Annotated in this window: 19 protein-coding genes; 10 read left to right on the top strand and 9 right to left on the bottom strand. The window is 74.7% G+C overall.

What is annotated here, in order from left to right; all coding sequences use genetic code 11:
* Positions 1–224: 224 nt before the first annotated feature.
* Positions 225–1,505 (bottom strand): acyl-CoA dehydrogenase family protein, encoded by a 1,281-nt coding sequence (locus ACF9IK_RS08405; RefSeq protein WP_395298508.1) that lies wholly within the window; start codon positions 1,503–1,505, stop codon positions 225–227.
* 409 nt (positions 1,506–1,914) lie between these two features.
* On the opposite strand from ACF9IK_RS08405, the gene ACF9IK_RS08400 reads away from it, so the two are divergent.
* The 3 genes from ACF9IK_RS08400 (at position 1,915) to ACF9IK_RS08390 (ending at position 7,287) form a co-directional block, all read left to right on the top strand.
* Entirely contained in the window at positions 1,915–2,982 is a 1,068-nt protein-coding gene (locus tag ACF9IK_RS08400; protein ID WP_395293618.1) for a GAF domain-containing protein, read from the top strand.
* Between the two features lie 322 nt (positions 2,983–3,304).
* On the top strand, positions 3,305–4,894 hold the full coding sequence (locus tag ACF9IK_RS08395; RefSeq protein WP_395298507.1) for a lipase maturation factor family protein: 1,590 nt from the start codon (positions 3,305–3,307) through the stop codon (positions 4,892–4,894).
* A gap of 206 nt (positions 4,895–5,100) precedes the next feature.
* The gene (locus ACF9IK_RS08390; RefSeq protein WP_395293617.1) at positions 5,101–7,287 is read left to right on the top strand and encodes a hypothetical protein; all 2,187 of its coding nucleotides are present in this window, start codon (positions 5,101–5,103) and stop codon (positions 7,285–7,287) included.
* Between the two features lie 122 nt (positions 7,288–7,409).
* Here ACF9IK_RS08390 and ACF9IK_RS08385 read toward each other — a convergent pair whose 3' ends face one another.
* Positions 7,410–8,540, bottom strand: a complete 1,131-nt coding sequence (locus ACF9IK_RS08385) for a lytic transglycosylase domain-containing protein (RefSeq protein WP_395293616.1) — start codon at positions 8,538–8,540, stop codon at positions 7,410–7,412.
* 181 nt (positions 8,541–8,721) lie between these two features.
* Entirely contained in the window at positions 8,722–9,471 is a 750-nt protein-coding gene (locus tag ACF9IK_RS08380) for a helical backbone metal receptor (protein WP_395298506.1), read from the bottom strand.
* 289 nt (positions 9,472–9,760) lie between these two features.
* On the opposite strand from ACF9IK_RS08380, the gene ACF9IK_RS08375 reads away from it, so the two are divergent.
* Genes ACF9IK_RS08375 through ACF9IK_RS08365 form a run of 3 tightly spaced genes read left to right on the top strand, consistent with a single transcriptional unit; the run spans position 9,761 to position 12,793 of the window.
* Complete coding sequence (locus ACF9IK_RS08375; RefSeq protein ID WP_395293615.1) at positions 9,761–10,855, top strand: ABC transporter substrate-binding protein; 1,095 nt, start codon at positions 9,761–9,763, stop codon at positions 10,853–10,855.
* 13 nt (positions 10,856–10,868) lie between these two features.
* Entirely contained in the window at positions 10,869–11,963 is a 1,095-nt protein-coding gene (locus ACF9IK_RS08370; RefSeq protein ID WP_395293614.1) for a FecCD family ABC transporter permease, read from the top strand.
* On the top strand, positions 11,960–12,793 hold the full coding sequence (locus ACF9IK_RS08365) for an ABC transporter ATP-binding protein (protein WP_395293613.1): 834 nt from the start codon (positions 11,960–11,962) through the stop codon (positions 12,791–12,793). The genes ACF9IK_RS08370 and ACF9IK_RS08365 overlap by 4 nt, the downstream gene beginning before the upstream one ends.
* Here the strand turns inward: ACF9IK_RS08365 and ACF9IK_RS08360 are convergent.
* The 4 genes from ACF9IK_RS08360 to ACF9IK_RS08345 form a co-directional block, all read right to left on the bottom strand.
* On the bottom strand, positions 12,778–13,818 hold the full coding sequence (locus ACF9IK_RS08360; RefSeq protein WP_395293612.1) for an L-tyrosine/L-tryptophan isonitrile synthase family protein: 1,041 nt from the start codon (positions 13,816–13,818) through the stop codon (positions 12,778–12,780). The genes ACF9IK_RS08365 and ACF9IK_RS08360 overlap by 16 nt on opposite strands.
* Before the next feature lie 141 nt (positions 13,819–13,959).
* Positions 13,960–15,282 (bottom strand): cytochrome P450 family protein, encoded by a 1,323-nt coding sequence (locus ACF9IK_RS08355; RefSeq protein WP_395293611.1) that lies wholly within the window; start codon positions 15,280–15,282, stop codon positions 13,960–13,962.
* 58 nt (positions 15,283–15,340) lie between these two features.
* Positions 15,341–16,846 carry an MFS transporter gene (locus ACF9IK_RS08350; RefSeq protein WP_395293610.1) on the bottom strand — a complete coding sequence of 502 codons (1,506 nt, stop codon included), beginning with the start codon at positions 16,844–16,846 and terminating at the stop codon, positions 15,341–15,343.
* Positions 16,847–17,177: 331 nt separating this feature from the next.
* Entirely contained in the window at positions 17,178–17,768 is a 591-nt protein-coding gene (locus tag ACF9IK_RS08345) for a sigma-70 family RNA polymerase sigma factor (protein WP_395293609.1), read from the bottom strand.
* A 103-nt stretch (positions 17,769–17,871) separates the two neighbouring features.
* On the opposite strand from ACF9IK_RS08345, the gene ACF9IK_RS08340 reads away from it, so the two are divergent.
* Complete coding sequence (locus ACF9IK_RS08340; RefSeq protein ID WP_395293608.1) at positions 17,872–18,177, top strand: zf-HC2 domain-containing protein; 306 nt, start codon at positions 17,872–17,874, stop codon at positions 18,175–18,177.
* A gap of 270 nt (positions 18,178–18,447) precedes the next feature.
* Here ACF9IK_RS08340 and ACF9IK_RS08335 read toward each other — a convergent pair whose 3' ends face one another.
* A complete protein-coding gene (locus tag ACF9IK_RS08335) occupies positions 18,448–18,735 on the bottom strand; it encodes a hypothetical protein (protein ID WP_395293607.1) in 288 nt (95 codons plus the stop codon).
* 785 nt (positions 18,736–19,520) lie between these two features.
* Between ACF9IK_RS08335 and ACF9IK_RS08330 the strand changes: the two genes are divergently transcribed.
* From ACF9IK_RS08330 to ACF9IK_RS08320, 3 genes are all read left to right on the top strand, one after another.
* Entirely contained in the window at positions 19,521–20,801 is a 1,281-nt protein-coding gene (locus tag ACF9IK_RS08330; protein ID WP_395293606.1) for a cytochrome P450, read from the top strand.
* 181 nt (positions 20,802–20,982) lie between these two features.
* On the top strand, positions 20,983–22,380 hold the full coding sequence (locus ACF9IK_RS08325; RefSeq protein ID WP_395293605.1) for a CoA transferase: 1,398 nt from the start codon (positions 20,983–20,985) through the stop codon (positions 22,378–22,380).
* A 71-nt stretch (positions 22,381–22,451) separates the two neighbouring features.
* Entirely contained in the window at positions 22,452–23,096 is a 645-nt protein-coding gene (locus ACF9IK_RS08320) for a DUF6461 domain-containing protein (protein ID WP_395293604.1), read from the top strand.
* A 27-nt stretch (positions 23,097–23,123) separates the two neighbouring features.
* Here ACF9IK_RS08320 and ACF9IK_RS08315 read toward each other — a convergent pair whose 3' ends face one another.
* On the bottom strand, positions 23,124–23,723 hold the full coding sequence (locus ACF9IK_RS08315) for an HdeD family acid-resistance protein (RefSeq protein WP_395293603.1): 600 nt from the start codon (positions 23,721–23,723) through the stop codon (positions 23,124–23,126).
* Positions 23,724–23,874: the final 151 nt, after the last annotated feature.

The raw sequence follows: 23,874 nt of genomic DNA, 5'->3' as shown, positions 1-23,874 counted from the left end.
GAGCAGAAGAGCCTCAAAACTCGCCGGTCGGGGGGCCGCTCGACGAACGGCTCGGAGTCCGGAGGGTGACTCCCGCTTGCGTCCGGTGACTCGAACGGATCATCGGTCGTACCCCGGGGTGGAATGGCCGGTTCATGGTCGAACCGACCGCCGCCCCGCAGGTGGTGGGTCCGGCCGCAACTCGCCGGGTCGGCGTCGGGTCGGCGTCGGGGCGACCCCGCCGGTCAGCCCGCCAGCGGCATGTGCAGCAGCGACGCCCCTCCGGTCTGGGCGGCCACGGCCTCCGCCTCCGCGGCGGCCTCGCGCTCGGCGAGCTCGGTCCAGGCCCAACTGGCCAGGTCGGAGAGCTCCGCCGACCACTCCTTGCCGTAGGTGCCGGCCGCGAACTGGCCCAGTCGCAGCCGCTGGACGTCCGAGGTGCCGGCGGGCGGGTAGATGTGGGTGGCGTCCCGCAGGTAGCGCTCGATCCGGAACTCGCTCTGCAGACCCCGGGCGGCGTGGATCTCCATCGCGTTGCGGGCGGAGTCCAGCGCGTACTCGGTGTTGATGAGCTTGGCGTTCATCAGCTCGGCGTCGCAGGCCTTGCCGTGGTCGAGCAGGTGCGAGGCGTGGTACGCGGCGAGCTTGGCGGTCATCAGCCGGGACTGCATCTCGCCCAGCTTGAGCGCGATGTTGGGCAGCTGGGAGAGCGGCTTGCCGTAGAGCATCCGCTCCTCGGCGAAGCGCACGGTGTCCTCGACGATCGCCACGTGGATGCCGAGCGCGACGGCGGCCAGGTTGAGCCGGCCGTACAGCGTGGACGAGGAGTAGGCGACGTCCAGTCCCTGACTCTCCCGGCCGAGCCGGTTGGTGGCCGGGATCCGGCAGTCCTCGAAGACGATCTCGCCGAAGCTGAAGCCGTGCAGGCCGCTCTGGGTGCCGAGCTCACCGGTGCGGAAGCCGGGCCGGTTGCTCTCGACCAGGAACGCGGACAGGCCCTTGCTGCCCGTTCCGGTGCGCAGCACCACGCCGTGCACGTCCGCGATGTGCGAGTTGCCCACGAACCACTTGCGGCCGTTGAGCACGTACTCGTCGCCCTCGCGGTGCGCGGTGCCGGTCATGCCGAGCACGTGGCCGCCGGACTCGGGCTCGGTCACGGCGATGGTCGGCAGCGACTCCCCGGAGGCGAACCGGGGCAGCCACTTGCGGCGCTGGGCGTCCGAGCCGAAGTGGATGACCTTGGCGACGCCCAGCTGCGAGGCCTGGGTCATGGCTCCCATCGCGCCGCTGACCCGGGACAGCTCCTCGACGATGACCGTCTTGGCGAGGTGGCCGAGACCCATGCCCCCGAACGTGCGCGGGATGGTGGCACCGATCCAGCCGCGACGGGCGATCTCGCGGGAGAGCTCGAACTCGACCTCGCGAGTGGCTTCCATTCTGGCCACCTGCGGACGTACCTCCTTCTCGGCGAACTGGCGCACCTCCGCTCGGAGGCTCTCGTGTCGCTCGTCGGTGAAGTAGTCCATCGCCATGCTGGGTCCTCTCGGGTCCGTCGGTTTGTCGTGCCTCCATCCGTGCCGCCGATCCGCGCCGGCCGCCCGAGGGTGGGGAGTTGGGATGGCGGCCGGTTGCCCAGGGTGCAACCGGTGCGTGCGGAGTAGCCGGGCCGAGTCCTTGGGGGGAACCGCCCGCATTTTCGGCAGGGCCATTGTTGTCCGGCAAGCAGGACGTCTCCAGTGTGGATCTTGGATTGGCCGGATCCGGATAGGTCGGTAGACGAAGTGGATTGAACGTCCGTCAGAAAGGGAAACGATCTTCCCCTGCTTCGCCACCCGGCCCGGCCCCGTTCACGTGGCGCTTTGGCTGAGCATCAGCAAGCTGTCCGCGGTGGGCCGAGAGCGCGACGGCCGTCGGATGTCTGATTACATGTGCGACATGACTGATGTGATGAGCACTCAAGGCCAGTTCCCGGGTGCCGGCGGCGAGTCCGAGCGGACCCGCAGGCTGCGCAGCCTCGGTCTCAACGAGCCGACCGCGGACGAGGCCTTCGACCGCTTCGCTCACCTCGCCGCCAGCATCACCCGCGCCCCCATCGCGATGGTCAACTTCATCAACGACGAGCGGCAGATGTTCCGGGGGCTCTACATTCCGCCAACCTCCGGCGAGACCACGGCCGAAATCGGCGCCTCCTGGGCCGACCGCGGCATCGCGTTCGACCTTCCGACCCGGGAGATGCCGCTGAGCCACGGCTTCTGCCCGCACGTCGTCGCGCAGCGCTCGCCGCTCGCCCTCGACGACATCCTGGCCTACCCGCGGTTCGCGGGGAACCCGGTCGTCGACGAGCTGGGTGTGCGCGCCTACCTCGGCGCCCCGCTGGTCGACGACACCAACACCGTCATCGGCACCGTCTGTGTCCTCGACCGCGAACCCCGCCAGTGGGGGCGCGAGCGGCTGCGCGACATCCAGCACCTCGCCGAGGCCCTGCTCTCCGAGATCCGGCTGCGCGACAACCTGCTCGCCCAGCAGCAGGAGATGTTCGCGGCCTTCGACGGCTCGCCCTTCCCGATCATGCTCACCGACGGCCCCGGCCAGGAGATCCGCTACGCCAACGCCCGGCACGCCGACACCTTCGGCGCCCCGACGGCGTACGGATCGGTCGGCATGGCCTACCCGCAGCTCGGTGCGGCCGGACTGGACCGGGTGGTCGCGGAGGCCTACCACACCGGGCGGACCACCGTCCTGAACGACGTCCGTGTCCAGTCGGTCCGGCCGGATGCCCAGCGAATCCAGCAGATCTTCAGCTTCACCTGCACCCCGCTCCGGAGCGCCCGCACCGGGCAGGTCAACGGCGTCGTCACCGTCGGCATGGACGTCACCGCGCAGTCCCGCACCGAGGAGGAGCTGGGCACGCTCGCCGCTCTGCTGGTCGACCGGCTGCAGCAGAACGGGGCCGGCCGTCCGGGCCTCGGCGGCGGGGAGACCGGACCGCTCCTGCCGGGCTGAGCCCTGAGCAGGCCGTCCACCGCACTTCCGGCCGCACTGGACCGTCGCACCGCACGTAGCACCGCACGTAGCACCGCACGTAGCGCCGCACATAGCGCCGCACGTTGCGCCGCACATAGCGCCGCACGTTGCGCCACGCGCCGCACCGCACGTCGTACCGTCATCCTGGCGGGGCGCCTCTCACCCCCGAGGAGAGGCTCCCCGCCACGATGCTCTCCGGTGCCGGTGCCGGTGCCGGTGCCGGTGCCGCCCGGGTGAACCGCCTCCGCCGCGCAGCCGGCCCGGCCGCCCGGCCGCCCCGTCGGTGGTAGGCATGGGCCGCATGGACTGGTTCGCCGCCCCCGAGTACTGGTTCAGCCGACTGCTCGTGCAACGGCTGCTCGCCGGCCTCTACCTCACCGGCTTCCTCGCGGCCGCGGCCCAGTTCCGGGCCCTGATCGGCACCTCGGGGATGCTCCCGGTGCCCCGCTTCACTGCCCGGGTGCCGTTCCGCAGCGCACCCGGCCTCTTCCACCTCCACTACAGTGACCGCTTCTTCGCCGCCGTCGCCCTGACCGGCGCCGCGCTCTCCGCCGCGCTGGTCGGCGGGCTCGGCGACGTCGTGCCGCTCTGGGCGGCCATGCTCCTGTGGACGGTGCTCTGGGTCCTCTACCTCTCGATCGTCAACGTCGGACAGACCTGGTACTCCTTCGGCTGGGAGTCCCTGCTGCTGGAGGCGGGTTCCCTCGCCGTCTTCCTCGGCAACGAGGACGTCGCCCCGCCCGTCCTGGTGCTCTGGCTGATGCGGTGGCTGGTCCTCCGGGTCGAGTTCGGTGCCGGACTGATCAAGCTGCGCGGTGACAGCTGCTGGCGCGACCTGACCTGCCTGCGCTACCACCACGAGACGCAGCCCATGCCCGGCCCGCTCAGCTGGTTCTTCCATCACCTGCCCGCTCCGCTGCACCGGATCGAGGCCGCCGCCAACCACGCCACCCAACTCGTGGTCCCGGTCGCCCTCCTCCTCCCGCAACCGGTCGCCACGTACGCGGCCTGCGTGATCGTGGTGACCCAGCTCTGGCTGGTCGCCTCCGGGAACTTCGCCTGGCTCAACTGGCTCACCATCACGCTCGCCCTCGCCGCCGTCGACCCCGCCCGGCTCGGCCTGCCGGTCCACCCCCGTTCCTACGCCGGCACACCGGTCTGGTTCGAGGTCCTGGTGATCGCGCTGACCGCCGGCGTCGCCGTGCTCAGCTACTGGCCGGTGCGGAACATGCTCTCCCGCGGCCAGGTCATGAACCGCTCGTTCAACCGCCTCCACCTGGTCAACACCTACGGTGCCTTCGGCAGCATCAACCGGATCCGCCAGGAGGTCGTCGTCGAGGGGACCGACGAGCCCACCGTCACCCGGCACACGGTCTGGCGCGAGTACGGTTTCAAGGGCAAGCCCGGCGACGTACGCCGCCTCCCGCGCCAGTACGCCCCCTACCACCTGCGGCTGGACTGGCTGATGTGGTTCGCGGGGATCTCGCCCGCGTACGCCCGGCCCTGGTTCCTGCCGTTCGTCGCCCGGCTGCTCGTCAACGACCCGGACACCCTGCGGCTGCTGCGGAGCAACCCCTTCCCCGAGGCCCCGCCCACGCACGTCCGGGCGACCCTCTACCTGTACCGGTTCACCGGATGGCGCGAACTGCGGGAGACCGGCGCGTGGTGGCACCGGACCGAGCTGCACGAGTACCTCGGTCCCGTCAGCCTTGACGCCCTCACTCGATCCGGCTACCGACCACCGCTCGGCCGACGCACCCGGACGGTGCCGGTGGACGGGCTCCGCGGCGGCGGCCGCCGGTCCGGGCGGCGTCCGCCCCGCCCGTCCGGCCCCGCGCAGCAGCGCCCGTCCGGTCCCGGACCGCATCACCCGTCCGGTCCTCCCGAGTAGCGCCCAGGTGAGCGGTGTGGCACGCCACACCGGTCCATCGGGCGGTGGGTGCGTGCAAGGCTCGAACGGGCACCCGTATTCTGGGCCTCCACAACCGGCAGGCCGACCGCGCGCCCCCCGGCCCCCTCCCGCCGGGGCCCGCGCACCCGGTCGGCCGTCCCCCCGCCGCCCCGCCCCCGCAGCAGTCGCCCAGAACCGGACCTCACATGACAGTGCTTCACTCGCGCAACGCCGACGCGTCCGATGCCGCCGATGCCAAGGCCGCCGACGCCGAGACCGCCACGGACGCCGCCGACACCACGGACGCCACCGACCTGGAGCAGACCACGGCCCGGCCGGCTGCGACGGACACCGACCTCCGGGACGAGCTCGGCCGCTACGCCGAGCTCGGTGCCTTCACCCTCACCGCGGAGAGCCACGCCTGGTACGCGGCCGTGGACACGGTCGCCACGCCCGAGGACGCCCGCGCCGCCTCCACCGTCCTCGCCGAGCTGCGCGGTCGCGACCTCCAGCAGACCTGGGACGCCGTCACCGCCCTCGCCGCCGACGCGAAGCTGGACGAACCGGACACCGTCGCCAAGGCGGCGCTGCTGGTCGAGCTCCTCCAGCGCGTCCACAAGACCTCCGCGACGCTGGTCGGCGCCGCCTACGACGCCGACCTCAACGCCCTCATCGCCGCCACCGCCGACCGGGCCTGGCGGCGCGAGCGCGGCGTCAAGCTGTCGTTCCTGAAGATCCGCGGGCTGCGCAAGCAGGCCGCGGCGTTCGCCCGCGACGGTCGCAAGATCCGCCCCGAGGAGCTGCACGAGGCCTTCAGCTCCGCCGAGATCGAGCGCCGGGCCTGGGCCGTGCTGGCCCAGGCCGGCACCCTGCCGAACCCGCCCGCCGACGGCGCGCTGGTCGAGAGCACCGCCACCGCCTTCGAAGCGATCGGCACCGGCCTGCGCGAGCTGGCCCGCCTGCTGCCCGAGCGCGACCTGGACGGGCTGCCGTTCGGTGAGCTGATCGACCTGGTCGAGCGGCTCGCGGCGGACGAGGGCACCCTCTACCGCCTCCCCACCATCCGCTCGCTGCGCGCCACCCTGGAGGAGGCCGGCCTCGCCGACCTGCTCGCCGAGCTCACCGGGGCCCGCGCCGACCGCCGTGCCGCCGAGGCCGCCTTCACCGCCCGCCAGGCCCTGGCCGGCGGCCAGCGGGACGGTCTGGCCGGCACTCAGGACCAGGCCGAGTCGGAGGTCGGGCCGGAGGCGGCGGTTGCCGTCGAGCCGGAGCCGGAGCCGGAGGCTGTAGCGGAAGCCGAGCCCGAGGTCGGGGCCGAGGTCGAGCCCGAGGTCACGACCGAGCCGGGTGCTGCGGACGCCGAGCCGGTGCTGGAGGCCGGCGAGCCCGCCGTCGACGAACCCGTGGAGGTTCAGCCCCTCGTCGTGACGCTCCCGGCGCCGTCCCCCGCGGCGGACGACCTGGTCGACGTCACCCCGATCCTCCCGGCGAAGCCCGAGGTCCAGCCCGAGGCCCAGGTTGCGGCCGCAGTGGTCGAGGTCGCCGAGGAGGTGACCGAGGTTGCCCTGGCAGTGGAGGCCGAGGAGGTCGAGGACGGCGCGGTCGACGTCGACCAGCCGGTCGTCGAGGATGCTGTGGACGAGGTCGTCCCGGTCGAAGAGGCTGTGGAGGCCGAGCCCGAGGTGGCCGAGGCTGCCGAGTCCGGGGTCGTCGCAGCGGCGGAGGCCGAGGAGGTCCAGGCCGAGGCTGCCGTGGTCGAGGTCGCCGAGCCCGGTGCTGGGGCCGAGGCCGAGGCGGCGGCCGTCGAGCCGGTCGCCGGGGAAGCAGCCGCGGAGGTCGTGGCCGAGCCCGAGGCGGCAGATGCCGAGGCCGAGGTCACCGAGGTCACCGAGGTCACCGAGGTCACCGAGGTCACCGACGCCGCCGAGGCCGCCGTCGAGCCCGCCGTCGAGCCCGAGGCCGAGCCCGTGGTCGAGGCCGAGCCGGTCGCGGAGGAGGAGACCGCCGAGGCCGTCGCCCTGCCGGTGGAGGCTGAAGAGCCCGAGGCGGCGGCTGTTGAGCCGGCCGTCGAGGAAACCATCTCCGATGACGAGCTTTCCCCCGAGCCCGAGCCCGAGCCCGAGCCCGAGCCGGTGGCCGTCGTCGAGCCCGAGCCCGTCGTCGAGCCCGAGCCCGTCGGCCGGCCGGAGAAGCCCGACTTCACCCCGGGCCGCCCGGTGACCGCCTACTCCGCCGACGAACTGCTCGCCGTCGTCCGCTGGGTGGACGGTGACGGCGTGAAGCGCAGCGACGAGGAGCTGCTGCGCGCCGCGATGAAGGAGCTGGGCTTCGCCCGCCTGGGCCCGCGGATCAAGGAGGCGCTGGGCGCCGCCGTCACCGCCGCGCGCGGCTGACCAGACGGACGAGCGACACGGGCGAGGGCCCGGTGGGATGCGGATCGCAGCTCCCGCCGGGCCCTCGCCCGTTCCCGCCTCCGGGGCCCTCGCCCCGGGCGCCCCGGAGTCCTCCCCGCCGGTCAGCCCGCCTTGTTCCAGGGCGCGCTGGACATCAGCGCCTTGACGTTGGCGACGTAGCTGGGGTTGGGGATGACCAGGCTGCCGGTGGTCGCGCCGGTGGCCGGGTCGGTGACGGTGTTGTAGTGCACGTTGCCCGCCCCCGCGTTGTACGCGGCGATGACCAGGTCGAGCAGCGGCGTCTTGCCGGTGGTCGGGTCGGGGGAGAGGTCGTACCTGCCGCCGAACGAGGAGTCACCGTAGTAGGCGACCAGCCAGTCCAGCAGCTGCGTGCCGAGCTGGACGTTCCCGTTGAGCGTCTTCGGGTCGGAGGTCGTCCCGAACTTGTTGTTCATCCAGCTCACCGTGGCGGGCATGATCTGCATCGTCCCGATGCCGCCGTCGCAGGCGAGGATTCCGGACTGCCAGCCGCTCTCCTGCCAGGCGATCGCCTTGACCAGGCTGACCGGCAGCGGCGGGAGCTTGTCGGTGCCGCCGTTGCTCAGCTTGAGCGTGCGGGGCTGGCCGGCGGCCGCGGTGAGGGCGGCGCCGACCGCCTCCTTCGCCTCGTCCGGCTGGGGCTTGGTGGGGGTGCAGCCGCTCTGCAGCGGCGGGACGTGCGGCGTCGGCGGGGCCGGCGGCGGGGTGGGCGCGACCGGACCGGGCTTGGGCGTCGGTGCGGGCGCCGGCACCACCGCGGCCGGGGCGGGCGGGGGCGCGGGCGCGGCTTTGGGGGCCGGGTCGGCGGGCTTGGCGCCGGTGCTCGGCTTGGCACTGCTCGGCGTCGCGGTCGGGCTGGGCTTGCCCGACTTGCCCGCCGTCGCGCTCGGTGAGGCGCTCCGGCCGGCGGTGGGGCTCGCGGTCGCGGTCGCGCTCGGCGAGGCCTCTTCGGAGGGCGTCGGGGACGGCGACGGGGTGGCCTCCGCCCCGGTGGCGGTCGCCACCGGGGCGGGCGTGCCCGTGCTCCCGGCGGTGTCGTCGGCCTTCTTGGTGCCACAACCGGTCAGCAGGGCCGTGGAAACGGCCGCCGCCGAGACCAGGACCAGAGCCCGTCGTGCGCCGGCCCGGCCCCGACCGTGCTCCGGTTCCCGCACGCGGTTCGTCCCCCGCACGTGGCCCTGCTCGTGCTCCGGCATGCGCTCGTGCCCTGGCATGGATCCCGCCCCCCCCTGATGCCTCGCCGGACGGCCCGGCGAGAGGGCGACATCCTACGATGATCGGACTATGGCGTCGGCTGCCGGGGTCGGGCCGACCGGGGCGCGGATCGGGTGCGGATCCGGGCGTGGAACCGGGCGTGGAACCGGGCGGGACCGGGCGGGGAGTCGGCGACGAAGCTCAGGCCGGCGAGGCGTCCGGGTGCAGCTGCGCGGCCAGCACGGCCGGGGCCTCCGCCAGCGACGGCCCGTACCAGGTCAGGTGCCGGCCGCTGACCAGCGCGGTGGGGATGCCGGGGAACGCCTCCGGGCCGTCCTCCGCCGTGAACCGGTAGGGCTCGTCCGGGAGGACGACCAGGTCGGGCTCGCAGGCGAGGAGTTCCGGCAGGGGGACGGCCGGGTAGCGGTCGGGGTGGTCGGCGTGGAGGAGGTCGACGCCGAGGCGGCCGAGCAGGTCCCCGGCGAACGTGTCGCGGCCCAGCACCATCCACGGGCGGCGCCAGATCGGGACGACGGCGCTCCGGCGCGGGCGCAGCGCGCACGGTCCCGGGTCGACCCAGGCAGCCTCGGCGGCGTCCAACCAAGCGGGGCGGTGCAGGCCGCAGCCGACGGTGAGCAGGCGGTGCAGCGAGGTGAAGGCCTGCTCCAGCGTGCGGATGTCGGTGACCCAGACCGGCAGCCCGGCGGCCCGCAGCGCGTCGAGGTCCGGGCGGCGGTTCTCCTCGTCGTTGGCGAGGACCAGGTCCGGGGCGAGTGCGGCGATCCGCCGGACGTCGGGGTTCTTGGTGCCGCCGATCCGGGTGGCGGCCAGACCGGCAGGGTGGGTGCACCAGTCGGTCGCGCCGACCAGCAGGTGGGGTGCCGTGGCGGCGACGGCCTCGGTCAGCGAGGGGACCAGTGACACCACCCGCCGCACCGGCCCGCCGTCCAGCGGCACCGTCGAGCCCAGGTCGTCCACCGGGGGGTCGTCGGTCCGCCCGCCCGCGCCCGCCCGGGCGTCCCCGCCCACCGGCACTCCCTCGCCCGCCCGCTGCTCCATCAGCACACCCTAGGCCAGCGCCCCGCCGCCCCGCTCTCCATGTCACCCCGTTGTCCTTGCCACCCCGCTGTCCTCGGCGCCTCGGGTGAAAGTCCCGGGAACCGGGTGGACGCGGCGGCCGACTACCTGGTCCGGGTTCTCAGCCCGTCCCCCGGCACGACCATTGACCAGGAGAGTTGTCATGCGCCCTCGCGTCCTCTGCGGCATCGCGGCCGCCGTCGCCCTGTTCGCCACCGCCTGCGGGAGCGGTGGTGGCGGCGGTGCGGACGGCGGGAGCGGAGCCGGTGGTGGCGGACGGACCACCGCGGCCGGCGTGTTCCCGGTGAAGGTGGCGGACTGCGCGGGCAAGGAGACCACGGTCGCGCAGGCGCCGAAGAAGATCGTCACCAGTAATGCCGCGAGCCTGGAGATGCTGCTCCAGCTCGGTGCCGGCGACCGCGTCATCGGTACCGGCTTCCCGCCGGGCAAGGGCAGCCTTCCCGCGCCGCTCGCCGAACAGGGCGCCAAGGTGCCGGTCCTCGGCTCCACCGTGATCGCCAAGGAGAAGCTGCTCGGCTCCGGCGCCGACCTCTACGTCGACACCTTCGGCGCGATGCCGATGATGGGTGCGGCGGGCGCCGGGCCGACCGAGCAGGAGTTCACGGCGGCCGGCATCCAGCACGTCTTCCTCCTCTCCACGGCCTGCGCCGGCACCTCGAAGGCCGCCAAGGGGCCGCGCACCGACCTCGCCGAGGTCGAGAACGACATCCGCCGGCTCGGTGCCGTGACCGGGACCGCCGCCCGGGCCGAGGAACTGGTGGCCGGCATGGAGCGGACCGTCGGCGAGGTGCGCACCGCGACCGCCGCCGTCCCCGCAGACCAGCGCCCGGGCTACTTCCTCTTCGACTTCGACGCCGGCACCAAGCAGCCGGTCGCCGTCTGCGGACGGCAGGTCGCCAACGCGGTGATCACGCTGGCCGGCGCCCGCAACGTGTTCGCCGACTGCGACGCCGACTTCAAGCCGGTCTCCTGGGAGGACGTGGTGGGCAGGAACCCCGACTGGATCCAGCTCGCGGTCCGAAACCGGGGCAGCGAGGAGGAGAACCGCAAGGCCTTCGACGCGGCCGAGGCCTTCCTGCGCGACTTCCCCGCCACCCAGGGCCTGCAGGCGGTCAAGGACGGAAGGTTCCTGCGGATCGGCTCCGAGGTCACCACCATCGCCGGCGTGCGCAACGCCGACACCGTCCGGCGGATCGCCGCCACCGTCCACCCGACGCTCGTCACGAACGGCCGGTAGGGCGGTGGCACCCGTGGCACCCGCGGGCTCCGCTGCCGCCACCGCCGACGGGGAGCGGCGCCGGACGCGCACCCTGCGCGCCGGCCCGCTCGCCGCGCTGCTCGGGCTCGCCCTGGTCGCCGCACTCACCGCGGCCGTCTCGCTCGGCTCGGTGGACATCCCACCCGGCGAGGTCTGGTCGGTGGTCGCCCACCGGCTCGCCGGCCGCACCCCCGAGCCCGGCACCCGCGACCTCATCGTCTGGCAGCTGCGGGTCCCGCGCGCCCTGCTCGCCGCGGTGGTCGGGGCCGGGCTCGGGCTCGTCGGCACCGCCGTCCAGGCCCTGGTCCGCAACCCGCTCGCCGACCCCTATCTGCTCGGGATCTCCTCCGGCGCCTCGCTCGGCGCCGTCGCCGTGATCGTCCTCGGCGGCGGGTTCGGCCTGGAGGCGGCCTTCGGCAGTGCGCTCGGGCTCACCGTCTCACTGGCCGCCTTCCTCGGCGCACTCGGCGCGTTCAGCCTGGTCTGGGTGCTGGCCCGGCGCGGCGGCGGGTTCTCGCCGCTGCGCCTGGTGCTGGCCGGCATCGGCATCGGGCAGTTCCTCGCCGGGTTCACCAGCTACCTCGTCCTGCAGACCGGCGACGAACAGCGGACCAGGGGTGTGCTGTTCTGGTTGATGGGCAGTCTCGGTGGCGCCGTCTGGAGCCAACTCGCAGTCCCCGCAGCCGCCGTGGCCCTCGGGATGGCCCTGCTCCTGGCCCGCGCCAGGGGGCTGAACGCGCTCCTGATGGGCGACGAGACGGCGGCCGGGCTCGGCGTCGACGTCACCCGGCTGCGCCGCGAGATCTTCGCCGTCACCAGCGTGCTGACCGGCGTGCTGGTCGCCGTCTCCGGTGCGATCGGCTTCGTCGGGCTGATGGTGCCGCACGTCTGCCGGCTGCTGGTCGGCGGCGACCACCGCCGGCTGCTGCCGCTGTCGGCGCTCACCGGGGCGGTGCTGCTGGTGGTGGTCGACACCGCCGCCCGCACCGCGCTGGACACCCAGGAGCTGCCGATCGGCGTGGTCACCGCCGTGCTCGGCGCACCCACCCTGCTCTACCTGCTGGACCGACGACTGGAGCGGAATTGAGGATCGCGGTCGAGGACCTGACCGTCACACTGGCCGGGCGGACGGTGGTGGCCGGCGTCCACCTGGTCGCCGAGGAGGGCGAGATCGCCGGGCTGGTAGGCCCCAACGGCAGCGGCAAGTCCAGCCTGCTGCGCACCGTCTACCGGCACCTGAGGCCCAGCGCCGGGCGGGTTCTGCTGGCCGGCCGGGAACTGGCCGGCCTCACCCCCGCCCAGTCCGCCCGGCACATCGCGGCGCTGCCCCAGGAACGCGGCGGGGACTTCGAGTTGACCGTCCGCGAGGTGGTCGCGATGGGCCGCACCCCGTACAAGCGGGCCTTCGCGGCGGACGACGCCGAGGACCGCCGGGTGGTCGCCGAGGCGTTGGCCCGGGTCGGGATGGCCGAGGCCTCGGCCCGCCGGTTCGCCCAGCTCTCCGGGGGCGAGCGCCAACGCGTTCTGCTGGCAAGGGCGTTGGCCCAACAGCCGGACGTACTGGTGCTGGACGAGCCGACCAACCACCTGGACGTGCGGCACCAGGTGGAACTGCTCGCCCTGTTGCGCGAGCAGCGCCGCACCACACTGATCGCCCTGCACGACCTCAACGCGGCCGCCTCGGTCTGCGACCGGTTGCACGTCCTGCACCGCGGGACGCTGGTGGCCTCGGGGAAGCCGCGCGACGTGCTGACCCCCGACCTGCTGGCGGAGGTGTTCGGCGTGCGGGCGGCGGTGGTCGAACACCCGCTCACCGGCGACCCGTTGATCGCCTTCGACCACCGCACCCCCGGCCCCGGCACCGCCGCCGCGGTGCCGGGGCCGGAGGTGGAGCAGGAGCCTCAGCAGGTTTCGTAATGGCTGGGTCGGCCGTCTCGTTCGACCAGGCGGCCGATCTTGGCGGCGTCCTCGCTGCGCAGCAACTCCCAGCGGCCGTCGGGTCGGTGGAGCACCGAGGAGTGCCACGGCGTCGTCCACACGTCGGCTGCCTCCAGGAGCCGGATGCCGAACTTCGGCACACCCGCCTTCTGCGGGTGGATGGAGAGCCGGACGGACCGCGGGTGGTGTTCGGCGATGAGGTCGCCCCAGGCGCGGCTGCGCTGGATCACGCCGTAGGCGCGCCGGCGGCACTCACGCTGCAGGGCGGACCTCGTGCCGGTGAAGCCGACGGTGTCCTCGGTGAGGAAGCGGGTGATGCCGCGGTAGAGCCGCAGCGTCTCCTCGTCGATCAGCACCTGCTCGCGCAGTTCCTCCGCGGAGGGCGCGTACCGGGCGTTCACCCGGGCGCGCTTCTCGTCGTGGGGCAGGTCGCCGAGGACGGCCCGCAGGTCGAAGGTGGCGAGGTGGGCCAGGCCCTCGCGCCCGATCATCGCGGCCAGCTCGTCGGCGTACCGGTCGATGTGGTGGTCGGGGACGTGGATGAGGTCGCCGAAGATGTGGCCGTCGGAGCAGATCAGCATCTGTGCGCCGGGCGGGTAGAGCGTGCCGATCGCCTCGCAGAGCCCGTTGAGGAAGGAGAGGGAGAGGCGTTCTCCCTCGTCGGGGAGGTGACCGAGGACCTTGGCCGGGTTGGGCGACTTGCACGGGAAGCCGGGCAGGGTGAACCGGACCGGGTCGCCGGCGGTGATGAAGTCGGCCAACTGCGCCAGTTGGAGCGGGAAGTCGGCGGCGGTCGCCGACAGCTCCGGATCGGAGGCCCGGCGGTGCGGCAGCAGGAGATCGATGATCCCCTCGGCGATCCGGGCGGCTTCCCGCGGGTCGGCGACGGCGCGCTCGGTCGGCGCCGGTGCGGCGTTCGCTCTGTCGGCGGCCGGCGCGGTGGGCGCCCCGGCGGACTGCGGGGCGGACGGGGAAGCGGTGGTGAGGGTGCCGGCGGGCGGCATGGCGGGTCCTCCACGGGACGGTGGGCGGGCTGCGGGGCAGGTGGGAGCCACGCCCCGGCACCGGGGCCGGGGCGGCTGCGGGGCAGTCGGGGGCGCGCGGTGGGCGCGCGAGGGTGAGGGGTGAGCCGCGTGGGCCCGGGGTCAGGTCCGCTGGTCGTAGACGACCGGCAGGCCGTTCACTCCCCGGGCGAGCACGGCGGGCACCCAGGCCAGCGAGTCGAGGTCCGCGCCCGCCGCCGTGGACGGCCGGAGGCCGGGCAGGCGGGTGAGCAGGGTACCGAGCGCGACCTGCAGTTCGGTACGGGCCAGCGCGGCGCCGGGGCAGTAGTGGATGCCGTGGCCGAAGGCCAGGTGCGCGTTGGGGGTGCGGTCGAAGTCGAGGACGTCCGCTTCCGGGAACTGTTCGTCGTCGCGGTTGGCCGCGCAGAGCGAGACGATCACCGAGTCACCGGCCGGCACGGTCGTTCCGTGCAGGTCGCTGTCCTCGGCGAAGAAGCGCCAGGTGGTGAGCTCGAACGCGGCGTCGTGGCGCAGCAGTTCCTCCACCGCCCGGCCGAGCAGGCCCGGGTCGTCGGCGAGCCCGTCGCGCAGCCGGGCGAGCCGGTCGGGGTGGCGCAGCAGGGTGATCAGCATGGTGGTGATCTGGTTGGTGACGGGCTCCTGCCCGGCCACCAGCAGCTGGAACACCATGGAGCCGAGCTCCTCGCTGCTCAACCCGCCGGCGTCGTGGGCGGCGACGAGCCGGCCGAGCAGGTCGGTGCCGGGGCGGGAGCGCTTGTGCGCGACCACCTCGGCGATGTAGTCCTCCAGACCGAGCAGCCGGGCCTCGTATGCGGGTCGGCCCGGGTCCTGTGGGCCGACGGGCTGGACCACCTTGCCCCAGTCGCGGTCGAAGCGGACGGCCAGCTCCGGCGGCAGCCCGATGGCCTCGGCCAGTACCCGGAACGGGAAGTGCGCCGCGAACCCGGTCACCAGGTCGGCGCCGCCGGTCTCGGGCAGTGCGTCGACCAGCGAGTCGGCCAGCTCCTGGATCCGCGGACGCAGTGCCTCGGCCCGGCGCGGGGTGAAGGCGTCCAGCACGAGCCGGCGCATCCGGGTGTGCTCCGGCGGGTCCTGGTGGAGCAGGTGGACCTGGAGCCGGGAGTGCTGCGGCTCCGGCATGATCGACGCCAGCTTGCGCCAGTTCGCGTTCCCCAGTGCGTGGTTCTTGCCGAGCCGGGGGTCGTTGAGGGTCTCGTGGGCGGCCTTGTAGCCGGTCACCAGCCAGGCGGCGATCCCGCTCGGGAACCGCACCCGGTGGACCGGGCCGGCTTCGCGCATCCGCCGGTAGAGCGGATAGGGGTCGCGCTTGTACTCCGGCCCGTACAGCGGCAAGGGGTCGGGAAGTTCGCCGTGGCCGAACGGGCAGCGCGGCGCGTCGTCCGCCGGGCCGGCCGCGGTCGGTTCGTGGACGGTGTCGGTCATGCGAAGGGTTCCTCCGGGGTCGGGTGGTCGGTAGTGCTGTCCGGCGGTCGGCGGACGGTCAGGTGTGCGGCTCGGCGGCGTGGTCGGCACCCACGGGTGCGGCGGCCCCGTCGGGGCCGGTCCGGTCGGTCAGGCCGTCGTGGCCGCCCGGTCCGCCGAGGTCGGTGCGGTCGGTGCGGTGGTGCAGGAGGAGCAGGGCCGCGGCCGTGACGGCGAGCAGCGCGGCGAGCCCGATGCCGGCCCGGACATCCGTGACGTGGTCCTCGCCGAAGGCGCCGGCGGCGGTGGCGAGGGCGGGGCCGAGGGCGAACCCGAGACTGCGGGCCAACTGGACGACGGAGCCTGCCGTGGCCAGCTGCCCGGACGGGGCGGCGGTCATCACCAGGGCCTGGACGGGCCCGCCGTTGAGGCCCATTCCGGCCCCGGCGAGGGCGAGCCGCCAGGAGATGTCGGCGGGTGTCCAGTCCGCGCCGATCGGGACGAGGAGCAGCATCCCGAGGGCCGTGACGCAGGCACCGGTCAGCGCGGTGGGCCGGGCGCCCCAGCGGTCGGCCAGTCGCCCTCCGAAGCGGCCGGCCAGCACCATGCCCAGGGGAAAGGCCAGCATGGTCAGGGCGGTGGTGGTGGCGCTGATCCCGCCGGCGCGGCGCAGGTGCTGCGCCAACAGGTAGTGGTTGGCGGCGAACCCGGCGGCCAGGGCCAGCACCGAGCCGTTGACGGCAGCGGTGCCGGACGCCCGCAGCACGGTGGCGACCGGCCGCCCGCCGGGGCGACGGCACCAGACGACGACCAGGGGCGCGGCGGGCAGCGCGAGCAGCAGCCAGGCCGGCGCCGCGGGCGCGAGGGTGAGCCCGAGCAGCACGGCCGCCACCGCGGAGCCGATCAGGGTGGCGTCGCCCAGGGGCCGGCTCGGGGATCCGCCCGGAGCCGAGCCCCCGGCGGGCGCCCGCAGGCCCCCGCCGCGCGGTGCCGCCCGGTACGCGATCACCAGGGCGACCAGGCAGACCGGCAGCTTCACGAGGAAGACCGCCCGCCAGCCGACGTGGTCGAGCAGCAGCCCGCCGACCACCGGCCCGGTGACGGCGCCGAGGGGGCCGAGCGTCGCGGGCACGCTCATCGCCCGTCCGCGCAGCTCGGGCCGGACGGCGGTCGCGGCCAGCACCGGCATCAGCACGAACAGCACCGCGCCGAAGGCGCCCTGGGCCAGCCGGGCGGCGATCAGCCAACCGGCCCACGGGGCCGCCGCGGCGAGCACGCTGCACAGTGCGAAGCAACTGACCGCGAGGAGCAGCGCCGACCTGGTCCCGACCTGGTCGAGCCGGCGCCCGGCGGGCAGCAGCAGGGCGACCAGGGGCAGTTGGTAGCCGAGCACGGCCCACTGTGCCGTCGTGGCGGAGACGTGCAGGCCGTCGGCGATGTCGGGGAGAGCCAGGTTGACGACGTTCATGTCGAGCATGGCGACGAACGAGAGCAGCCCGGCGGCGACGACCAGGCTCCACCGGTCCTCCGACCGGCCCCGACCGGCGCTCGGCCCGCCGACGGCCGGCGGCTGCTGCGCTGACATGGCGCTCCTCCGAATCCCGTGCTGTCCCGGACACCGCCTCGGCGGCCGGGTCCGGTACAGCAGTCGGAGGCGCGGGCGCGCTGGTTCCGAACACCTGGGTGAATTTCCCGGTCGGCCTGTTCGACGAAGCCACGGAGGGCGTGGCCGTGGTCGACACCGGCAACCGAGTCCGGATCAGGCGGCACAACCGATCTCCGGACTTCCCGCTTCGTGTCGTGCGTGGCGACGAGCCCCTGGCACCGGCCACCCGGGCCTGTCGGGCGGAGCACGCCGACCGCCGGCGGCGGCGGTGCATCGGCACCACCGCCACCGGCGGTCGTCCGGCCTCCGGTCAGCAGGCCGCGGCGAGCTGGACGACCGGACCGCGCGGCACGGGGTCGCCGCCCTCGGCGGCCCGCAGCCGCGCTATCAGCTCCTCACGGGCCCGGGCGACCCTTGAGCGGACGGTGCCGACGGGGCAGCCGGCCACCTCGGCGGCCTCCGCGTAGCTCAGCCCGACCACCTGGGTGAGCACGAAGGCCTCGCGACGCTGCGCGGGCACCCGGTCGAGCAGGTCGCCGAGGGCGATGCCGTCCTCGAACCCCGAGGCCGGCAGCGGGCCCTGCCGCTCGGCGGCCTCCTGCCAGTCCGGCAGGGCGGCGCAGCGCGGGCGGGCGGCGGCGGTGCGGTAGCGGTCGACGACGGTCCGCCGGGCGATCGACAGGAGCCACGTCCGGGCGGACGAGCGTCCGGCGAACCCGGGCAGGCTGCGCAGGGCGCGCAGGAAGGTCTCCTGGGCGAGGTCGTCCGCGGACTGCACATCGGTGAGGTGGGCGACGAACCGCCACACGTCCCGCTGGGTGGCCCGGACGAAGGCCTCCACGTCGGCCGACCGGCCCGCGCGGGCGGCGAGGGCGAGGGCGGTCAGCTGCTCGTCATCCACGGCGGCCTCCCATCCTGCGCCCGTGGTGGTTCCCGGTCCCGTGAACGCGGCGGTCGCCCACCCGGTCCGCCGGGGGCGAGGAGTCGTGCGGGACGATGGGCATATGAGATGCGCCCACTTCCGCACCGCCCTCTCCGCCCGCCTCGACGGCGAGCCGACCGGCGTGCCGGACCGGCGGCTGGACAAGCACGTCGCCCGGTGCACGGCCTGCCGGGAGTGGCTGGAGCGGGCGGAGCGGCTGCGCGGTGTGGTGTCGGCGGCCGGGGCCGCCGGGCCGTCGGCGGACTGGTCGGCAGCCCTCTTCACCCGTCTGGGCGAGGCCGGCGGTGTGCCGGGCAGCGGAGCCGCCGAGGACGGAGGCGACGGGACGGGCCGCTCCGGGCAGGGGGGCGGCCGGCAGGGCGGGTAGGACGGTGGCGCCGGCCGGAGCCGGTGCGCCGTCGTGGTCGGGCATGGAAGGTCCTGAGGGGGAGGCGTGGGAGCGGTGCCGCTGCGGGCGGCACGCGCTCGGCGTCGGCGGGCGCCCGGGCGCCGCGGCACCCCGGGAGGGGCGGCGGCGGGCACGGACGCGGACCCCGGCGGCGCGGCCGATCGGCAGCGCCACGGCACGGGGCGACCTGCCCACCGCGTGGCGGACACCGGAGCGATGTCGGGCGTCAGGCGTCGGACGGAGGGCGCGTCAGCAGGCGGGGGCGAGGGCCGGCGGGCCGCGCCGGACCAGAGCGTGCGTCAGCAGCACCAACCGGGGCGGGCGCACGCGGGCGGCGGAGCGGGGCACGGCCGGCGGCCGGAACCCGAGCGGGCGGGCGAACAGCGCGAGCAGCGGGGCCAGCAGCGCACCCGCCAGCACCCCGCCCAGCACGCCGAGCAGGTCGAACAGCCGGGCCACGGCCGCCTCGCCGCGCCAGAGCAGCAGCGCGCAGGCCAGCGCGGCCACCAGGTGGGCCGCGACCATCCCCGGGGACATGCCGTGGCCGGCCGTGGCGTGACCGGCCGCACCGTGGCCGGTCCGCCACCCATGCCGCCCATGTCACCCATGCCGGCCGCCCCCGGGGCTCCGGTCGCGGAACCGCCGTGCGAGCCCGGGTGGTGCACACCGGCGGCCAGGGCCCGGAGCCCGGGAGCCGGCGGGACGTCAGGATCGATCCCGGCCATCCGGGCCAGGTCGGCGGGGGAGAGCCCGGCGGGTGCCCGATCCGGATTGCAGAGGAGCAGACTCGCCCAGTCCGTCGTCCCGAGCCGGTCCAGCCGGCCGCCGGCGGCGAGTGCCCCGGCCTGTTCGAACGCCAGGTGCAGCGCGGTCTGCGCACCCACCATCCAGATGCTGACCAGTCCGAGCCCGCGCCGCTCGCCGGCCAGCAGCCAGGTCAACGCGAGGGTGGCCGCGAACGCTCCGGCCAGGACGGGCGCGGAGACCCCGGTGCCGGCCATCGTGACGTGCGCCGTGGCGGCCAGCGCCACGCAGAGCGTGGCGAAGACCACGGCGCGCAGCGAGCGGATCCGGTCGGTCATCACGATGACACTCATCGTCGCATCCGGCTCCGCCGGTCCGTACCGCCCCCTCCGGTATTGGCCGGTTCCGTCCCGTGAGAGCATGCCCGGCCGCCCGGCTCGAGGGGCCGCAGGGGTGATGACGCCGCCCGAAAGTCCGATCGTCGTATGGTCGGTGAGGTTTGACAGCGGTGACCGATCGGTCACTTAATGTGCACACCCAGCGTCATGAGAGAGCAACGACCGGACCGGAGGCACGACATGGGGACAGCGACCGACCCGGCGGGCGTCGGCGTCCCCGCGGACCTCGCCGACCCCGCCTTCTGGCGGCTGCCCGCCGCCGACCGCGCCGCCGCCTTCGCGGCGCTGCGCCGCCTCCCCGGCCCGCTCTTCTTCGGCGAGGGGCCGGCCGGCGGCCGGGCCGGAAGGGGCCCGCGCAAGGGCTTCCACGCCCTGGTCCGCCACGCCGACGTGGTCGAGGCCGGCCGGACGCCCGGCGTCTTCCTCAGCGGCCCCGGGGTCACCACCCCCGAACCCGCCCGCTGGGTCCGGCTGCTGTTCGGCGACTCGATGGTCAACCTGGACGACCCCCGCCACGCCCAGCTGCGGCGGATCGTCTCCCGGGCGTTCACCCCGCGCCTTCTCTCCCGGGCCGAGGAGGACATCCGCCGGGTGGCGGGGGAGTTGGTCGACCGGGTGGAGCGGGAGCGGCCCGGGGACTTCGTCACCGCGGTCGCCGCCGAGCTCCCCTTCCAGGTGATCTGCAACATGATGGGCATCCCCGAGGAGCCCCGCCGCGCCATCCTCGACGAGGTCAACCACGCCTCCGAGCACACCGGTGTCGCCCGCCCGCTGCGCAGCCGGATCCGGGTGCCCGGGCGCGGGCTGCGGGCGCTCGCCCGGATGCAGGGCATGGTCGCCGAACTCGGCCGCGAGCGCCGCCGCAGGCCCGCCGACGACCTGATCTCCGCCCTGGTCACCGCAGACGTCGACGGCCGCCGGTTGACCGGGCGGGAGCTCGGTGCCTTCTTCTCCCTGCTGCTGGTCGCCGGCGTCGAGACCACCCGCAACGCCCTCGCCCACGGTCTGCACCTGCTCTCCACCCACCCCGAGCAACGGGAACTGCTGCTCGCCGCCCCCGAGCGCCACCTCGGCGGCGCGGTGGACGAGATCGTCCGCCACGCCACGCCGATCATCCAGTTCCGCCGCACCCTGGCCGTCGACCACCGCCTCGGCGGTCCGGACGGCCCGCTGCTGCCGGCGGGGGAGAAGGCGGTGCTCTTCTTCGCCTCCGCCAACCGCGACGAGGCGGTCTTCACCGATCCGGAGGCCTTCGACATCACCCGCAGCCCCAACCCCCACCTCGGCTTCGGCGGGGGCGGCCCGCACTACTGCCTCGGCGCCCACCTCGCCCGGCAGGAGATGAAGGTGCTGTTCCGCGAGCTGTTCACCCGGCTGCCGGCGGCCCGGTCGGTCGGCGAGCCGGAGCTGGTCCCGTCCAACTTCGACAACCGGGTGCGCGCCCTGCGGTTCACCTTCTGACCGGGCTCCGCTGCCCGGCCGGAGCGGTCCGGGGCCCCGCGCGCCTCGGGGGGCGTGGGTTGCACCCCGCACCGGTCCGGAGCCGCGGTCCTCGTGCGGCCGGTCCGTCCGTCGGCCCGTGCGGCGGGTGCCCGTGGCGGGGGTCACGGCGAGCGCCGGGAAACCGGCGCAGAATGCGGTCATGACAGAGCGTCCGATCATCCCCGCAGGCGATCCCGCCCCGGCCGACCGCACGTCGGCCGACCCCGCCACCGCATACGCCTGGGGTGCCCTGGGCGGGCCCGCCGCGCTGCTGGAGCGCGTCTCGTTCCACGGCCCCGACGCCGTCCTGCCCGCCAGGCTGCCCGTGCGGCAGTTGGCCCGGGCCACCGTCGCGGCCTGCTCACTGGCGGCCGCCGAGCTGTCCGCACTGCGCAACGGCGGCGACGTGCCCGCGGTCCCGATCGACCAGGGAGCCGTCGCCACCGCCTTCGTGAGCGAGCGGCACCTGCGGATCGACGGCCGCGCACCCGTCACCTTCGCGCCGCTCTCCGGCTTCTGGCAGACCGCCGACGGCTGGGTCCGCACCCACGCCAACTACCCGCACCACCGCGCCCGGCTGCTCGACGCCCTCGGACTGCCGGCCGACACCGAGCCCGACCGGCTCGCCCGGACGCTGCGCGAGCACCCCGCCGAGTGGATCCAGGAACGTGCCTACGCAGCCGGGGCGCTCGCCGTCGCCGTCGCACCACCGCGCCCCACCGCACTCCCCCTGGTCGAGACGCGGACGGTCGGCGAGGCCGCCGTCCGTCCGCTCGACCGAGCCCCGTTGCCCGCCGCCGGCCTGCGCGTCCTCGACCTCACCCGGGTGATCGCCGGCCCGGTGGCCACCCGTACCCTCGCCCTGTTCGGCGCCGACGTGCTGCGGGTCGACTCGCCCCGCCTGCCCGAGGCCGAGGACGCCCACGTCGACACCGGCTTCGGCAAGCGGTCCACCCGGCTCGACCTCGCCGAGGCGGCCGACCGCGCGGTCTTCGAGGAACTGCTGGCCGGCGCCGACGCCGTCGTCACCGGCTACCGCCCCGGCGCCCTGGACGCCCACGGCCTGGCCGCCGAGGAGCTGCTGGAGCGTCGTCCCGGCCTGGTCGTCGCCCAGCTCGACGCCTGGGGCCGGACCGGTCCCTGGGCCGGGCGCCGTGGGTTCGACAGCCTGGTCCAGGCCGGTGTCGGCATCGCCGTGACCGAGGCCGGCGCCGACGGCCGACCGGGAGTCCTGCCGGCCCAGGCCCTCGACCACGGCACCGGCTACCTGATCGCCGCCGGCGTGCTGCGCGCGCTCACCGACCAGCGCACCGGCCGCCCCGGCGGCCGTCACCTGCGCTACTCCCTGGCCGGCACCGCCTCCTGGCTGCAGTACGGCGTCGAGCCGCTCCCGCCGCTCGACGACGAGCCGTACGACCCGGCGACCTGGGTCGTCGGGACGGACTCCCCGTACGGCAGGCTGCGCCACGCGCTCCCGCCGGTCGGCTACCAGGGCGGCCCCGCCGACTGGACCCGTCCGCCGGGCCGCTGGGGGACGGACGCACCGGTCTGGCGCTGACCGCGGACGCCGGCCCGGCCCGCCGTCAGGCCGGCGGGCCGGCTGTCCGACCGCTCTGAGATCATGGCGGAATGGCCGCACATGCAACCGACTTCACCTGGTTCGAGGAGCGCTACGCAGACCTCGCCGAGGCGTACTGCCTGACCCTCGTCCAGGGGCTCTCCGCGGAGCAGCTGCTGGACCGGTTCGCCGCCGTCCCCGGTCGGCGCGTCACCGGTCTGCGGGCGGTGGTGGAGGCCTGGGACGCGTTCGAGGACGGCGAGGACGACACGCTCGGGGACGACGAGCAGGGCCGCATGCTCATCGCCGTCACCCGGCTCGACGGCTGGGCGCTGGCGGTCGAGGTGAACGGCTACCTCGGCACGACCTGGACGCTCCTCCCGGGCCTCACCGAGGGCACCCGGCTGGTCTCGCACTTCCGCAACGTCAACGCCGTCGACCACTTCCACTGGTGGGAGGACGGCCGGACCAGGCTGCACTTCGAACCGCTCTTCCCGGGGCAGCGGGACGGCTCGGACGCCGATGCGCCCGGCATTCCCGAGCTGCTGACGCACTGCGGCTTCCTGCTGGCCGACGACGACCGGGGCGGCCGCCCGGGTGACGGTTCGCACACCCGGGCGGCCTTCGCCCTCGCCGAGCGGCTGACGGACGTCCGTCTCACCGCCGAGGCGCTGGAGTCCGCGGAGTACGTCCTCGGCTACGCACCCGAGCCGTAGAACCCGGCGCCCCGCGGCGTTCCGCCGTCAGACGCCGGACGGGATCTCCTTGGCCCGCCCGTGGATCTGGACGGCCGTCACGATCTCGATCAGGCCGAGGATCAGCAGCCAGCACCCGGCGAGGACGGTCAGCGCGGTGATCGAGCCGGCCGGCCAGACCATCAGCAGCACGCCGGCCAGTGTGTTGGCCACACCGGCGAAGACCTGCCAGCCGCGCGCGGGCATCGTCTCGTCCGAGATCGCGGCGGCCAGCTGGGTGATGCCCCGGAAGAGCCAGCCGATCCCGATCCAGATCGCCAGCAGCAGCACCGACTGCGCCGCACTGCGGAAGCAGAGGAGCCCGAGCAGCACGCAGATCGCGCCGCTGATGAAGGCGAGCACGCGCAGGGCGGTGGTGGCGTGGGTGCCGAAGGCGGCGACGAGCTGCACGATCCCGATGATCAGCAGGTAGACGCCGAACAGGATGCCGACCACCAGCAGCGTCTGCTTGGGCCAGACGAGCACGACGATCCCGAGGGCGAGCGAGGCGAGCCCGGCGATCAGCAGGACCTGCCAGGCGGCCTTGGCGAGCAGACCGAGTGGGCCCTGGACCGGGGAACCGTTGGGGGTGATGATCGGGGAGACCACGGCGGCGAACTCCTGACGGCTGGGTGAGGGACGGCGGCCCGGGACCTCGGGGTCCTGCCGGGGCCGCTGCCGGGAGTGGCAGGGGGCGCCTCTCACGATCGTCGCGGGTGATCCGGTTCGCCCGCCGGACGCACCCGTTCGGGGGAACGAA

This window comes from Kitasatospora hibisci, from assembly GCF_043950205.1.
GTDB lineage: Bacteria > Actinomycetota > Actinomycetes > Streptomycetales > Streptomycetaceae > Kitasatospora > Kitasatospora hibisci.
Note: the sequence above shows the minus strand (reverse complement) of the source record. Positions and strands in the feature narration are given on the sequence as shown.